15 protein-coding genes are annotated in these 13947 nt (G+C 69.7%); 5 read left to right on the forward strand and 10 right to left on the reverse strand.

The genetic code is table 11. From position 1 onward, the window contains the following. Positions 1-40 precede the first annotated feature (40 nt). Positions 41-1540, reverse strand: a complete 1500-nt coding sequence (locus ABTZ89_RS24240; RefSeq protein WP_270950827.1) for a M1 family metallopeptidase — start codon at positions 1538-1540, stop codon at positions 41-43. 237 nt (positions 1541-1777) lie between these two features. After that, entirely contained in the window at positions 1778-3448 is a 1671-nt protein-coding gene (menD, locus tag ABTZ89_RS24245; protein ID WP_351048525.1) for a 2-succinyl-5-enolpyruvyl-6-hydroxy-3-cyclohexene-1-carboxylic-acid synthase, read from the reverse strand. A gap of 134 nt (positions 3449-3582) precedes the next feature. Between menD and ABTZ89_RS24250 the strand changes: the two genes are divergently transcribed. The 3 genes from ABTZ89_RS24250 to ABTZ89_RS24260 all read left to right on the forward strand — a co-directional run bounded on the left by ABTZ89_RS24250 (position 3583) and on the right by ABTZ89_RS24260 (position 6930). Next, on the forward strand, positions 3583-4506 hold the full coding sequence (locus ABTZ89_RS24250; RefSeq protein ID WP_270950823.1) for a 1,4-dihydroxy-2-naphthoyl-CoA synthase: 924 nt from the start codon (positions 3583-3585) through the stop codon (positions 4504-4506). Between the two features lie 308 nt (positions 4507-4814). Beyond that, positions 4815-5999, forward strand: coding sequence for an o-succinylbenzoate--CoA ligase (gene menE, locus ABTZ89_RS24255; RefSeq protein ID WP_351048529.1), 1185 nt, complete (start codon positions 4815-4817; stop codon positions 5997-5999). A 58-nt stretch (positions 6000-6057) separates the two neighbouring features. Then, positions 6058-6930, forward strand: a complete 873-nt coding sequence (locus ABTZ89_RS24260; protein ID WP_351048532.1) for a 1,4-dihydroxy-2-naphthoate polyprenyltransferase — start codon at positions 6058-6060, stop codon at positions 6928-6930. 151 nt (positions 6931-7081) lie between these two features. Here the strand turns inward: ABTZ89_RS24260 and ABTZ89_RS24265 are convergent, their stop codons facing one another. The 7 genes from ABTZ89_RS24265 to ABTZ89_RS24295 all read right to left on the reverse strand — a co-directional run bounded on the left by ABTZ89_RS24265 (position 7082) and on the right by ABTZ89_RS24295 (position 11549). After that, positions 7082-7558 carry a hypothetical protein gene (locus ABTZ89_RS24265; RefSeq protein WP_270950817.1) on the reverse strand — a complete coding sequence of 159 codons (477 nt, stop codon included), beginning with the start codon at positions 7556-7558 and terminating at the stop codon, positions 7082-7084. Between the two features lie 19 nt (positions 7559-7577). Further along, positions 7578-8006 carry a hypothetical protein gene (locus tag ABTZ89_RS24270; RefSeq protein WP_270950816.1) on the reverse strand — a complete coding sequence of 143 codons (429 nt, stop codon included), beginning with the start codon at positions 8004-8006 and terminating at the stop codon, positions 7578-7580. A gap of 22 nt (positions 8007-8028) precedes the next feature. After that, positions 8029-8988, reverse strand: a complete 960-nt coding sequence (locus tag ABTZ89_RS24275; RefSeq protein WP_351048537.1) for a WXG100 family type VII secretion target — start codon at positions 8986-8988, stop codon at positions 8029-8031. 11 nt (positions 8989-8999) lie between these two features. Continuing rightward, positions 9000-9329: a hypothetical protein gene (locus tag ABTZ89_RS24280; protein ID WP_270950814.1), complete on the reverse strand. Its 330-nt coding sequence runs from the start codon at positions 9327-9329 to the stop codon at positions 9000-9002. A 216-nt stretch (positions 9330-9545) separates the two neighbouring features. Next, positions 9546-10103 carry a DUF3558 family protein gene (locus ABTZ89_RS24285; protein WP_270950812.1) on the reverse strand — a complete coding sequence of 186 codons (558 nt, stop codon included), beginning with the start codon at positions 10101-10103 and terminating at the stop codon, positions 9546-9548. A 25-nt stretch (positions 10104-10128) separates the two neighbouring features. Next, the gene (cds1, locus tag ABTZ89_RS24290) at positions 10129-11226 is read right to left on the reverse strand and encodes an L-cysteine desulfhydrase Cds1 (RefSeq protein WP_351048541.1); all 1098 of its coding nucleotides are present in this window, start codon (positions 11224-11226) and stop codon (positions 10129-10131) included. A gap of 8 nt (positions 11227-11234) precedes the next feature. Next, the gene (locus ABTZ89_RS24295) at positions 11235-11549 is read right to left on the reverse strand and encodes a DUF4229 domain-containing protein (RefSeq protein ID WP_270950811.1); all 315 of its coding nucleotides are present in this window, start codon (positions 11547-11549) and stop codon (positions 11235-11237) included. Positions 11550-11745: 196 nt separating this feature from the next. Between ABTZ89_RS24295 and ABTZ89_RS24300 the strand changes: the two genes are divergently transcribed. Next, positions 11746-11967, forward strand: coding sequence for a BldC family transcriptional regulator (locus tag ABTZ89_RS24300; protein ID WP_270950809.1), 222 nt, complete (start codon positions 11746-11748; stop codon positions 11965-11967). Between the two features lie 303 nt (positions 11968-12270). Then, positions 12271-12462: a hypothetical protein gene (locus ABTZ89_RS24305; RefSeq protein WP_351048545.1), complete on the forward strand. Its 192-nt coding sequence runs from the start codon at positions 12271-12273 to the stop codon at positions 12460-12462. A gap of 86 nt (positions 12463-12548) precedes the next feature. Here ABTZ89_RS24305 and ABTZ89_RS24310 read toward each other — a convergent pair. After that, the coding region (locus ABTZ89_RS24310) for a MinD/ParA family ATP-binding protein (RefSeq protein ID WP_502949594.1) at positions 12549-13947 on the reverse strand (1399 nt) is incomplete at its 5' end.

Raw genomic sequence — 13947 nt, forward strand, 5'->3', positions numbered from 1 at the left:
GTCGCTCTTACGACCATCCCCGCTCACGACCTCCGGGTGATCAGTGCTCGTGCAGCAGGGCGTGGGTGCGGTCGATCTCCGCGACCGCCTTGGGCGGGGCCGCCGCCACCTTGACCGCGCTGGCCGGAACGCCCGTGGCCTCGCCGACCGGCGGCTTGCCCTTGGTGAACAGCCAGGTGTTGAAGAAGTCGCCCAGCTGCTTGCCGGACTTCTGCTCCGCGAGCTGGATGAACTCCTCGACGGTGCCGGTGCTGTAGCGCTTCTCCGACACCCAGGTGCGGGCGATGTCGGTCAGCACCTCGTCGCCGACCACGTTGCGCAGCGCCTGCAGCGTCATCGCACCCCGGTCGTAGACCGCGTCGTCGAACACCGCGTCCTTGCCCGGGTCACCCGGCATGACCTGCCAGAACGGGTCGTCGTCCGGGTGCTGCGAGTAGTAGTGGTCGAACAGCTCCTGCGCGGTGCCGGTGCCCTGGGCCTCCGACCAGAGCCACTCCGCGAACGACGCGAAGCCCTCGTTGATCCAGATGTTGCGCCAGGTGTCCACCGACACCGAGTCGCCGAACCACTGGTGCGCGTTCTCGTGCACCACCACCGAGGTGTTCGCCCCGTCGCGGAAGAACAGGTGGCTGTAGGTGGGCCGGGTCTGGTTCTCCAGCGCGAAGTTCATGCCCTCGGAGGACACCAGGCCGCCCTGCGCCTCGAACGGGTAGTCACCGAGCACGCCGCTCAGGAAGTTCAAAACCTCCGGGGTGCGCTCCACGCTCGCCTTCGCCGGGCCCGCCAGCTCGCCGAGGTTGTCCGAGTAGGCGGTGATGGACGGCTGCCCGAACGCACCGGTCTTCTCGTTGATCTCGTAGTTCCCCGCGCCGAAGAACGCGAGGTAGGTGGCGGTCGGCTTGGTGGTGCGCCACTTCCAGGTCGTCCACCCGGCCAGGCTGCTGTTGTCGGTGTTCACGCCGTTGGCGACCACCTCGGTGCCGTCCGGGACGGTGACCGCGATGTCGTAGGTCGCCTTGTCCCGCGGGTGGTCGTTGCCGGGGAACCACCAGGCGGAGATCTCCGGCTGGCCGACCGCGAGCGCACCGTCGGAGGTGCGGATCCACGGGTTGAGCCCGTCGACCTCGACGGTGGACGGCACGCCCTCGTAGGAGACGACGAAGGTCGCCAGGCTGCCCTCCGGCAGCGTCTCCGACGGGGTCACCGTCAGCTCGGTGCCGTCCTGCGAGAACTGCGCCGGCTTTCCGTTGACCAGCACGGATTTCGGAGTCAGCGCGAAGTCCAGGTTGAACGCGGTCAGGTTCTGCGTCGGCTTCGCCACGATCGTCGCGGTGCCCTGCAGGTGGTCGTCCGCGGGTTGGTAGCGCAGCTGGAGGTCGTAGTGCGAGACGTCGTAGCCGCCGTTGCCGTAGCCCGGGAAGTAGTCGTCACCCGCGCCCGGCGCCCCAGGTCCGTCACCACCGGCCAGCGCCGGTGACGCGAAGATCGCCGTCGCGCAGCAGGCCGCAGCCGCCGCTCGCAGGCCGTGTCGTCGAAACACCTGCCACCTCCTCGAATTCGTGGTCCGGATCGGAGCCTAGAGAAGGTCGTGACCAGCAGGCGGCTTTTTCGTCGGCACGTTTTTCCCAGAATGTCGGGGAATCCGCGAATCACCCCGAAGGGCTATCGCAGAACCCCGCCAACTGCGGGAACGGACCGGATCGAGGGCAGCCCGCGCACCGCACCGGTGTCCCACGACCTGAGAAGCCGGCAGCGGTCAGCGGTTGGCCGTCAGCGATCAGCCCAGCAGCGCGGAGCGCACCGCGGCCTGCAGCCGCTCGTGCACCGAACGCCGCGCGGATCGGTCCGCCTGGACCTCGATCACGCGTAGCCCCGGCCGCCACCGCAGCGCCTCGGCGAACTCGGACTGCTGCTGCACCAGGTCGTGCTCGATACCGTGCGCGGCGCAGAGCCTGCCGAGATCGGTGCCGTGCGGCGTGCCGAAGATCCGCTCGAACGACTCGCCGTGCTCCGGACTGCCCTGCTCGAGCAGCGAGAAGATCCCACCGCCGTCGTCGTTGAGCACGACGATCGTCAGATCCGGCCGCGACTCGTGCGGTCCGAGCAGCAAACCGTTGCTGTCGTGCAAGAAGGTCAGGTCGCCCAGCAGCGCGTAGGCCGGTCGCCCGTGGGCGATGGCCGCGCCGATCGCGGTCGACACGGTGCCGTCGATCCCGGCCACGCCCCGGTTCCGGTGCACGACCACGTCGGGACGCTGCCGCGCGGCCAGCGCGACATCGCGCGTCGGGTTCGACGATCCCAGCACCAGCAACGCGTGCTCCGGTAAGGCGTCCACCACCGAGCGCGCCACCACCGGGCCGTTCGGCCAGTGCTCCAGGTCCAGCGCGGAGTGCAGCGCGGCGGAAGCCTTCTGGTCCGCCTGCTGCCACTCGGTCAACCAGCCCGGATCGGCCGGAACGGCCGAGGGACCGAAGGTTTCCGCAACCTCCCGCAGGTTGTGCGCCGGTGCGGGCCAGTCGACCCCGCCGTGCGCGAGCAGCACCTCCACGTCGGTATCCGCCAACAACCGCTGCACCTGCCGGAACACCGTGGGGCGTCCGACGCACAGCACCTGCTCCGGTCGGTGCTCCCGGACGAACTCCGGCAGACCGAGCAGCCACATCCCGGTGCTGATCACCGAAGAACCGACCGCGCCGACCGCGCCGACCTCCGGCAGCACCGGCCAGCCGTACCGGTCGCCCCATTCCCCGACCCCGTCGATGTCCGAGTCCGCCGCCAGCACCAGTCCGCGCCGGGCGTGGACGCGGGACAGCGCGCTGGGCGACCGCCCGGAGTCGGAGTTCTCCGTCCACCGGGCACCGTCCGGGCGACCGTCGAGCGACTCGCACCAGTGGTCGTCGCCGGAGGGCACCAGCGGCTCCCGGAACGGGAGGTTCAGGTGCACCGGGCCGCCCCGGACGTCGCCCTTCGCGGCGTGCCACGCCCGGCACGCCTGGCTCCGCCAGTAGGCGTTCTGCCCCGGCCGGTTCTCGGCGACCGCCAGCTCGTCGAACAGGCGGATCTCGGAACCGAACAGGCGGTGCTGCTCGATGGTCTGGTTCGCACCGGCCGCCCGCAGCTCCGGCGGGCGGTCCGCGGTCAGCACGATCAGCGGCACACCGGAGTGGAACGCCTCGCTGACCGCCGGGTGCAAGTTCGTCGCCGCGGTGCCCGACGTGCACGCGACCGCGACCGGGGCCTGCGCGCGCGCCGCCAGCCCCAGGGCCAGGAATCCCGCGCTGCGCTCGTCGATGCGCACGTGCAGCTTCAAACGCCCAGCGTGGTCGGCCTTGTACAGTGCGTAAGAGAGAGGTGCGTTGCGGGATCCCGGGGAGAGCACCACCTGCCGCACCCCGTTGCGGACGAGCTCGTCGACGATGACCTCAGCCTGAGCCGTGGACGGATTCAACCCATCACCTCTGAACCTCGTTGGCGGACCCCGGCGGAGGAGGCCATGGTCCCCCTCGCCGTCGTCCGCGCAGGTGCCGGGCTGCCGCGGGGAGGGCCCCGCGCCGAGCACTTGCTGCGCCTATTGTCCCAGGTGTGCAGAATCCCCGTGTCTCTGAGCTGTTCGATCCGGCTTCGTGGGAGCCCGTCGCGGGCTTCGACTTCACCGACATCACCTATCACCGCTGCGTCGAAGACGGCCCCGGGAAGGGCACCGTGCGCATCGCGTTCGACCGGCCCGACGTCCGCAACGCGTTCCGCCCGCACACCGTCGACGAGCTGTACCGCGCCCTGGACCACGCGCGGATGACCAGCGACGTCGGCTGCGTGCTGATCACCGGGAACGGCCCGTCCGCAAAGGACGGCGGCTGGGCGTTCTGCTCCGGTGGGGACCAGCGGATCCGCGGCCGCTCCGGGTACCAGTACGCCGATGGCGAGACCGCCGACACCGTCGACCCGGCCCGTGCCGGGCGGCTGCACATCCTCGAGGTGCAGCGGCTGATCCGCTTCATGCCCAAGGTCGTCATCGCCGTGGTGCCGGGCTGGGCCGCCGGTGGCGGGCACAGCCTGCACGTGGTGTGCGATCTCACGCTGGCCAGCGCCGAGCACGCCAAGTTCAAGCAGACCGACGCCGACGTCGGCAGCTTCGACGGCGGTTTCGGCTCGGCCTACCTCGCCCGCCAGGTCGGCCAGAAGTTCGCCCGCGAGATCTTCTTCCTGGGCCGCCCCTACAGCGCCGAGCAGGCGCACCAGATGGGCATGGTCAACGCCGTCGTCCCGCACGAGGAGCTCGAGACCACCGCGCTGCAGTGGGCCCGCGAGATCAACGGCAAGTCCCCGACCGCGCAGCGCATGCTCAAGTACGCGTTCAACGCCATCGACGACGGACTGGTCGGCCAGCAGCTGTTCGCCGGCGAGACCACCCGCCTCGCCTACATGACCGACGAGGCCGTCGAAGGGCGCGACTCGTTCCTGGAGAAGCGGGACCCCGACTGGTCCTCCTTCCCCTGGTACTACTGAGCCGAGGTCCGGTACTCCGCCCACGTCGCTGCGCGACTGCGCAGCTTCGGCGGCGGAGTCCTCGGGATCACCTCCGGGCGGGCCCGTTCCAGCACGGGCCCGGAACCGGCCGTCCTGTTCGCCCATCGGCCGGCCTTCGAACAGGTCAGCAGGGCACACGAGCACGATCAGAACCATCATCTTCGGACTCCTTCCAAGCGCGTACCCAATAGATCGACCGCCCTCTTCGAACAATTGATCGCTAGAACAGGTGATCGATGCCGGGAATCACGCGAGCGCAGCTCAGGAGCCGGTCGACAATGGAGCCCATGCCGAACGCCCGCCACCTGCAGCCACTCCTCGTGCCGCCCGGAGCGGACGCGCTGGACGTCCTCCCCGCGCTGGAGCGGGCACTCGACGGCGAGGGCCCGGCCCTGCTCCCGGTGCGCGGCGACGACGGCGCGGAATCCCGCCGGCTCGCCGAAGCGCTGGCCGGCCCGCTGACCTCCGGAGAAGACGCCGACGAAGACCCGACAGCCCTGGTCATCGCCACGTCAGGCTCCACCGGCACCCCGAAGGGCGTGCTGCTGACGGCCTCCGCCCTGCGCGCCTCCGCCAAGGCCACCCACCGCCGCCTCGGAGGTCCCGGTCACTGGCTGCTGGCGATGCCCGCGCACCACATCGCCGGGGTCCAGGTCCTGGTCAGAGCCCTGCTCGCCGGTACCCGCCCGGATGCCGTGGACACCGCGGACGGCTTCCGCCCGGACAACTTCGCCACGGCCGCGCATCGCGTCCTGGCCGCGGACGGCCCGCACTACACCGCGTTGGTGCCCACCCAGCTGTCCCGGCTGATCAGCGCAGGTGGCGACGGCCTCGCCGCACTCCGGAAGTTCGACGGGGTGCTGCTCGGAGGCGCCGCGACCCCGCCCGCCCTCCTGCGTCGAGCACTCGACGGCGGCGTCCGCGTGACCACGACCTACGGGATGAGCGAAACCGCAGGTGGATGCGTGTACGACGGGCAACCGCTGGACATCGCGGAGGTCCGCATCGACGGCGGGACGGGTCCGGTGCTGCTGAGCGGACCGATGCTGGCCAGGGGATATCGCCACCAGCCGGAGGCCGGCGCGTTCGCCGACGGCTGGTTCCGGACCGGGGACCTCGGCCGCTGGCACGACGGTCGGCTGGAGGTCCTCGGCCGCGCCGACGACATGATCATCACGGGTGGCGTCAACGTCGCCCCGCTGCCGGTCGAGCGGGTCCTCGCCGAACAGCCGGGCGTCCGCGAGGCGTGCGTGCTCGGCGTCGCCGACCCGGAGTGGGGCCAAGCGGTCGTCGCGGCGATCGTGCCGTCCGACCAGGCACGACCACCGTCCGAATCGGATTTGCGCGCCGCCGTCCGAGCGGGCTTGAACTCCGCCTCCGCCCCGAAGCGCTTCGCCTTCGTCCCGGAACTACCGCTACGCGGCCCGGGCAAGCCGGATCGCCGGGCGCTCGCAGCGTTCTTCCAGGCCTGAGGCGCTCATCGGGGAGGCTGCCACCGCCGGGTGACACCGGTAGGCGAAGATGGCTGGCATGGCGACTGTTGCGCAGTGGATCGAGGGAGCTCGGATCCGCACCTTCCCGAACGCGATCGCGCCGGTGCTCGCCGGGACCGGCGCCGCCGCAGGGGTCGACGGGTTCAACCCGCTGATCGCGGTCCTCGCCCTCGTGGTCTCGATGTTCCTCATCATCGGGGTGAACTTCGCCAACGACTACTCCGACGGCATCCGGGGCACCGATGACGACCGGGTCGGCCCGTTCCGGCTGGTCGGATCCGGCGCCGCCGAGCCGGGCTCGGTGCGCACCGCGGCCTGGACCTGCTTCGGGCTCGCCGCGATCGCCGGCCTGGGCGTGGTCTACCTCAGCGGGCAGTGGTGGATGCTCGCCGTCGGCGCGCTCTGCATCGCCGGCGCCTGGTACTACACCGGCGGCAAGCGGCCCTACGGCTACGCGGGATTCGGCGAGCTGGCCGTGTTCGTCTTCTTCGGACTGATCGCGGTGCTGGGCACCATGTACGTGCAGTCCGGAACGATCAGCGGCTTCGGCATCGGCGCCGCGGTCGGTGTCGGCTCGCTGTCCAGCGCGGTGCTGGTGGCCAACAACCTGCGCGACATCCCGTCCGACCGCGTCACCGGCAAGCGCACCCTGGCCGTGCTGCTCGGCGACCGGGACACCCGGACCCTCTACGTCGCGCTGGCGCTGGTCCCGTTCCTGATCACCGTGCTGATCGGCCTGCGGAACTCGTGGGTGCTGCTCGGCTTCGCCGCGCTGCTGCCCCTCGTCGTCCCGCTGCGAGCGGTGATCTCCGGAGCCCAGGGCCGCAAGCTGATCCCGGCGCTGCGCGACACCGGCCTCGCGATGCTCATCTGGGCGATCGTCACTGGCCTCGCCCTGGCCTTCGGCTGATCTCGGTTTCTGTCTGAAGCACTCGTTTTGCGGGGCGGTGCAAGCGCCGAGGGTGGGCCATGCGCCTGGCGGCGAATTAAAACGCCCGAACAAGCTCCAGAACGAACGGCCCGTCCACCGCGCTGGTGGACGGGCCGTTCGCTTTGCCCAGTCAGGCCCGCGCCTTGCGGCTGCCGAGGCCGAAGACGCTCACCGCCAGGAACGGTCCGGCGGCGATGATCGCGGCGCCGAACTGCACGATCCGGTTCTTGGTGGCCAGCTCGTAGTTCGAGACCTCGGAACCGACCCGGATCTTCACCGGGGTCGTGCACGACATCTGGGCCTCGCCGGAGAACCACGGGGTGACCGTGTTCACGGTCCGGCGCTGCTCCGCGCGGTAGGTGTTGATGTCGCGCGTCTCGCCGTTGTCCGGGACGACCTTGCAGACCGCGTCCTTGCCGCTCTGCGTGCTGGTGACCAGCATCTCCTCGCCGTTCCAGCGGTAGTACGGCCCGGTGGAGCCGTCCGCCGTGCTGGCCTTCGCCAACGAGGTGCCGCTGAACATCGCCATGCCCAGGAACACCGCAGCGACCAGACCGACCAGGACACCCCAGCCGATGGTGATGCCGATCAGGGTCTTGCGGTTCATAGTCGAATCACTCAGTCCCTCACCGCAGGAACGAATCCGGCGGTTCGTCGTCGTAGGTGTCCTCCGGGGCGCGGTTCGGGTCGTTGTTGATGACCGTCGCCGTGTCGTACCCGGCGTCGAGCAGCTCCTTGGCCTGCTGCATGTTCTCCACGCTCTTCGAGAACGCGGACTGCACCGACTCGTCGCGCAGCGCCTCGCCGCTGGCGATGTCCTGCCAGCTGAACTCGCCCGCGTCGATCCGCGCCTGCAGAGCCGCGATCTCCGGTGGCGCCTGGCCGGATCGGATGCGCTGCTCGATGTCCTCGATCTGCTCGTCGTTCAGCTTGATCTCGGGCAGCGCAGCCTCGTACGCGGTGGCGCGCTCCAGCGCCTGCTCCGCCTGGAGCAGGCGCTCCTCGAACATCGCCTCCGCATCGCGGATCTCCGGCGTCTTCCAGTCCTCACTCACGTCGCGTCATCCTCCTCGACCATCACAGGCTGCCGGACGCCAGCGTCTGATACCCCGAATTTCCGCCAGAACCCGTTCCCCCGGTGCCGGTTCCGCCAGTCCCACCGCCGGATCCGTTCCCACCGCCAGAACCGTTCCCGCCGGACCCGCCGCCCGAGCCACCGCCGGAACCGCTGGTCGCGGCGGTCTTCACCCCGGTCGCGGCATCCTTGACACCGGTCGCGGAGTCCTTGACCCCGGTGGCCTTCTCCTTGACGTCGGTGATGTCGTCCTTCGCCTGCAGGCCGACGTTGACCACGTCGCCGAGGCTGTTCGCGTCCTTGATCTTGGCCAGGTTGGTGCCGGCGTTCTTGATCGACTCGACCAGCGACACGACCGAGTCGTACATGTTCTTCAGCGCCTCGAAGAGCTCGAGGATCGACATGACGATCTCGACGCACTTCTCGACGTTGCGCACCACGTTGGCCCAGCCCGCGACCGGGATCCACCCGGTGGCCGCGGTCTCGATCAGCCGGTCGACCAGCTTCTTGATCAGCTCCAAGGCCTTGTCGGTCATCTTCCGCGACATCTCCGCGGCCTTGGTGAAGCCCTTGCCGATCAGCTTCGCCAGCATGGCGTCGCCCTCGAGCGCGACGGTCCAGGTCGAGACCAGCAGCGTCTCGAACGCGACCGCACCCGCGCCGTCCCAGCTCTCGCGCAGGTCGCTGATGCCCTGGTTCAGGTTCTTCCGAATAGCCCGCAGCGCATCGCCGACCTGCCCCCAGGCCTCGGCGTTGGTCTCGATCTTCGAGAAGTCGCCGGTGATCGGCGAGATGAGGGTTTCGATCAGGTTCTCGCCGGTGACCTTCTCGTAGACCCAGTTGACCGCCTGGACCTGCCAGCCGGCGTCCTCGATCGCCTGCTGCTGCGATTCCTTGTTGCTCTCGCTGGGATCCGCCTTCAGGACCGCTATCGGGTCTTCAGCGTCCGCGAACGAAGCCATTCCCCATCCCCTCAGATCTTGATGTCGTCGAGCTCGGCCTGGATCTTCTGGAACATCGACGAGACCTTCTGCTCGATCTCCTCGTACTCCGCGGAGGCATCGGCCAGGTCGTCCTTGACCTTCAGCAGAGCGCTGTTGGCCCATTCCAGGGTTTCGCCGTACATCGCGGTCACCATCTCGACGACGGGGATGAGCACCATCATCAACCCGGTGAAACCGCTGGTGTCGGAGGCGGTGTTCTCCGCCCACTCATCGATCTTCTTGAAATGCCCGGCGTTCCGCTCCAGAAGGCCTTCGAAGCCCTTCATCTCCTCTGGAATCGCCTTGAGGTTCTCGGCCATCCGACCCCCCGACTCGCGCCACAATCCGTCAGGGCCATATGACGGCACGTCGCACTCGCGCGTTCCCGGAATTCAGGACTTGTTCTCCAGTCGTGACAAGCCGTGCCGCAATTGCCGGTTTCAGCCGAAAAATGCGGGCGAACCGGACCGAATTGCCGATTCGACCGATCGCCCGGTGCAGCGCCGGAAGTCCGAATTCGCTCGCCGGAAAGGCGACTAGCGGACCAGCGCGGGCAGCACGTATTCGGTGACGGACTCCGCCGTGCGGCAGTCGTCCGAATCCGCTTCCGCCTCGGACACCGAGACCTGCAGGGTTCCGCCGGCGACACCCGCGTAGATGGTGCAGTCGCTCGCGCGCAGAGCCCGGGTGCCGCGGATGTCGCCGAGCTCCACCTCGTCCCGGCCGAGGTCGCCGAAGCCCTCCCGCTGCGCCCCGATCAGCACCGAGCGCGTGCCGGAATCGGAGTCGAAGCGGCAACCGCGCACCTGCTGACCGAGTTCGCGCGGCCGTCCGCTGCCGACGGCGAAGGTCAACGACCCGAGTTCCGCCGGGTCGACCAGTCCGCAGATCTGGTCGGCGGACAGCTGCGCGAGGTGCTGGCGCTGCTCCGGCGGGATGTTCCGGGTGATCGAGGGCACCGCGGACTCCGTTGCCGATTCCTCCGCCGAGGTCGTCGGCGCCGACGACTCCGCGGGCTGCGGCGACTGCTCGGAACCGCATCCGGCCACCGCGGCGAGCAACGCCGCCCCGGCAACCCAACCCCAACGCCTCACCGGCACCAACCTTCCTGCTCCGCGCTCATTCCGCCCGGAACTCGCCGGTCGCGTGGAAGCGCTCCAGAACCGCCCGCGGCGCGTCCAGGTCCATGCCGCGGGCGGCGACCCACTCGTCGTCGTAGTAGGTGTTCGCGTACCGCTCGCCGCCGTCGCAGAGCAGCGTCACGATGCTTCCGCGCCGCCCCTGCGCGAGCATCTCCGAGGCGAGGGCGAACACGCCCCACAGGTTGGTCCCGGTGGATCCGCCGACCCGCCGGCCCAGCACCTGCTCGACGTAGCGGATGGTGGCGATCGAGGCGGCGTCCGGAACCTTGATCATCCGGTCGATGGCCTGCCCGACGAAGGACGGCTCGACGCGCGGGCGGCCGATGCCCTCGATCAGCGAACCGCGATCGCTGGTGCGCTCGGGGTCGCCGTCCCGCCAGGCGTCGAAGAACACCGAGCACTCCGGGTCGACCACGGCGAGCTCGGTGCGGTGGCACCGGTACCGCAGGTATCGGCCGATGGTGGCGCTCGTACCGCCGGTGCCGGCACCGACCACGACCCAGGTCGGCTCGGCGTGCGGTTCCAGCGCCAGCTGCTCGAAGATCGATTCGGCGATGTTGTTGTTGCCGCGCCAGTCGGTGGCCCGCTCGGCGTGGGTGAACTGGTCCATGAAGTGACCGCCGAGCTCAGCGGCCAACCGGCGCGACTCGGTGTAGATCGCGCCCGGCTCGTCCACGAAGTGGCAGCGACCGCCGTGCCACTCGATCAGCGACACCTTCTCGCGGCTGGTGGAGCGGGGCATCACCGCGATGAACGGCAGCCCCAGCAGCCGGGCGAAATAGGCCTCGGACACCGCGGTGGAACCGGAAGAGGCCTCGATCACGGGTGTGTTCTCGGTCACCCAACCGTTGCAAATCGCGTAGAGGAACAGGGATCGGGCCAAGCGGTGCTTGAGCGAACCAGTCGGATGTGTTGACTCGTCCTTGAGGTAGAGGTCGATCCCCCACTCCGCGGGCAGCGGATACCGCAGGAGGTGCGTGTCCGCGCTGCGGTTCGCATCGGCCTCGATGATCCGGACCGCCTCGCTGGTCCAGGCCCTGGTCCGCGCGCAGGAGCGGTCGATGCTGCTGGCCATCCCCGCGCTCACCCGGCGTCCGCGGCCCGGTCGCCGCGCAGCTGCGCCAGGAGTTCTTCACGGTGGGCTTTACGAACCTCGGCGCGCTCGGCCATCCCGGTCGCGACCCGGCGGCGCAGCTTGCCGAAGACCAGCAGCGACAGCGGCATCACCACCACGACGGACACCGCGAGCGCGACCAGCGCGGGCACCTGGGCCAGCATCAGCAGCGCGGCAACCAGGATCACCATGGCGAACCTGGCGACGGTGTACAGCGCGATGTCGCGGGCGAGAGTCGACTTCGCCCCCCGGGCCGTGGTTTCGGACTCCTGCTGTTCCTGCACGTCACCAGGGTAGAGCAAACGACCGCCGAACCGGCCGGGCGGCCGTCGGCGGCGGGCTCGCGAGCCGCCCGAAGCGCCGTTTTCGTCCCTTACCTTCCCTTTACCTAAACCCAAATGTTCGAGTACCTGGCCCTCGAGGTGCCAGGATGCGACCGGATTGCCCGAATAAATCTCTCGCAACTCGTGGAGGTCCCCTGTGACCGCAACTACCCAGCCGCGCCAGAACGGCCAGGAGCAGCTCCTCACCCCGGGTGAGGTCGCGACCCTCTTCCGCGTGGACCCCAAGACCGTGACCCGGTGGGCCACCGCCGGCCGCATCGGCTCGATCCGGACGCCCGGCGGCCACCGCCGCTTCCGCGAGTCCGAGGTCCGCGCGCTGCTCGCCGAGCTCACCAACGACGTCAACCGCTCCATCTGAGCGTCCGTCGGCCGAACTAGTCCTGCGTGCGGCCCGAGGTAGTGCATCGGGTTCCCGGCACGCGCAAGACCAGTTCCCGGACGAGCGCTGAGACATCGGCTGCTCGCCAGCGCCCCTCACCGGCGAGCGCTCCAGACGCAGATCTGAACATCGCCCGCGGTCCGGCGACGACCGCCGGTCCAGGTGGTGCCTCGTTCCCACGCGAGGCATCACCTGGATCCGCCCCGGCGCGGCTACCTCCGACGCGGACAACCGAGGCCGGAATTGGCTAATCTCGGAAGCGGCAGAGTTGGAGGTGGCCCGATGATCTACGTCCTGGCAGCGATCGGTGCGCTCACGATCGCGGTGCTGATGTGGAAGGCGTTCGGCCCCGTCTCGGCCGGTCCGGAGCGGTCCGGCCCACGGCAGGCGCCGATCGCGCCCGACGACGACCCCGAGTTCCTGCGCCGCTTGGACGAGCAGCAGCGCAAATCACGGCCCTCGGAAGACGACTGAGGACCGTTCTCCGAACTCGGATCCACGGGTAGCGGAACCTCAGACCACGTCTGAGGTTCGCCATCCCCGGCTGGTGAAGCCCCTGCTCAGCTCTGCCGGTTGCGCCCCGGCGCGTGCGGGAAGTCGTCCGCCACGATCGCCGCCAGCTCCAGCAGCGCCAACTGCGTCGGCGCGCCCAACTGGTCCAGCTCCACCTCGGCGCCCTCCTCCAGGTGCGGGTCGAACGGGATCTTCGACACCGCGCGGCAGCGCGAGCTGAAGTGCGCGGTCAGCTTGTCCACGTCGACCTTGCCGGAGCCCGGGCGCACCGAGTTGATCACCGCCACGGACCTGGCCACCAGGTCGCCGTAGCCGTGCGCGTCCAACCAGTCCAATGTGGCCGATGCGCTGCGCGCGCCGTCGATCGAGCTGGACGAGACGATCACCAGCGAGTCGGCGAGGTCCAGCACGCCCTTCATCGCGGAGTGCATCAGACCGGTGCCGCAGTCGGTGAGCACGACGTTGTAGAAGTGCTCCAGCAGCGTGACGGTGCGCCGGTAGTCGTCCTCGCTGAACGCCTCCGAGACGGCCGGATCCTGTTCGCTGGCCAGCACTTCCAGCCGGGACGGGCCCTGCGAGGTGTAGGCGCGGACATCGCTGTACTTGCGGATCCGGTGCGCGTCGCGCAGCAGGTGCCGCACCGTCGCGGTGGTCTCCAGCGGGATCTTCTGCGCCAGGGTGCCGCGGTCCGGGTTCGCGTCGACCGCGATCACCCGGTCGCCCCGCAACGAGGAGAACGTGGAGCCGAGGGTGGCGGTCGTGGTCGTCTTGCCCACGCCGCCCTTCAGGCTCAGCATCGCGATCTTGTAGCAGCCCTGCAGCGGCTGGTTGACCCGCGAGATCAGCTCGCGGCGGCGCCGATCGGCCGGCCCCTCGCCGAAGTTGACCGTCTTCCCGCTGGCCAGGTAGACGGCCTTGCGCCACCCGGATTGGGGAGACCTTTTGGTCTGCCGGAGCAGCTGAGCGGACGAGAGGTCCTGGCCGAATGGCCGATCCCCCTGGCCCGCGTTCGGGGCAGCCTGGGGGTATGGCGAAAACGACTGCTGCGGGCCCGGTTGCGGCCCGCCCTGGGGATTCTGCGGCGGGTACTGCTGGCCGACCGGGTACGGCCCGGACGGCCCTCCCGCGGCCGGCGCGTACGGGCCGGAGGGCCCACCGGACACCGGTGGGTACGGACCCGACTGCCCACCGGAAACCGGCGGGTACGGACCCGACTGCCCACCGGACACCGGCGGGTACGGACCGGACTGTCCACCGGAGACCGAGTACGGACCCGACTGGGCCCCGGGCACCTGCTGGTGCGGACCGGAGGCCGTCGGATCGACGAACTGGGACTGGTGCGGGCCGGACTGAGCGGGGTCGCCGTATGCACCGGCCGGCGCGCCACCCGGGTAGTACGGCTGCGGTGCTTCACCGGCCGGGTTGCCGGACTGGTCGACCTGGGAC

Source organism: Saccharopolyspora sp. NPDC002686, assembly GCF_040295745.1.
Taxonomy (GTDB): Bacteria; Actinomycetota; Actinomycetes; order Mycobacteriales; family Pseudonocardiaceae; genus Saccharopolyspora; species Saccharopolyspora oryzae.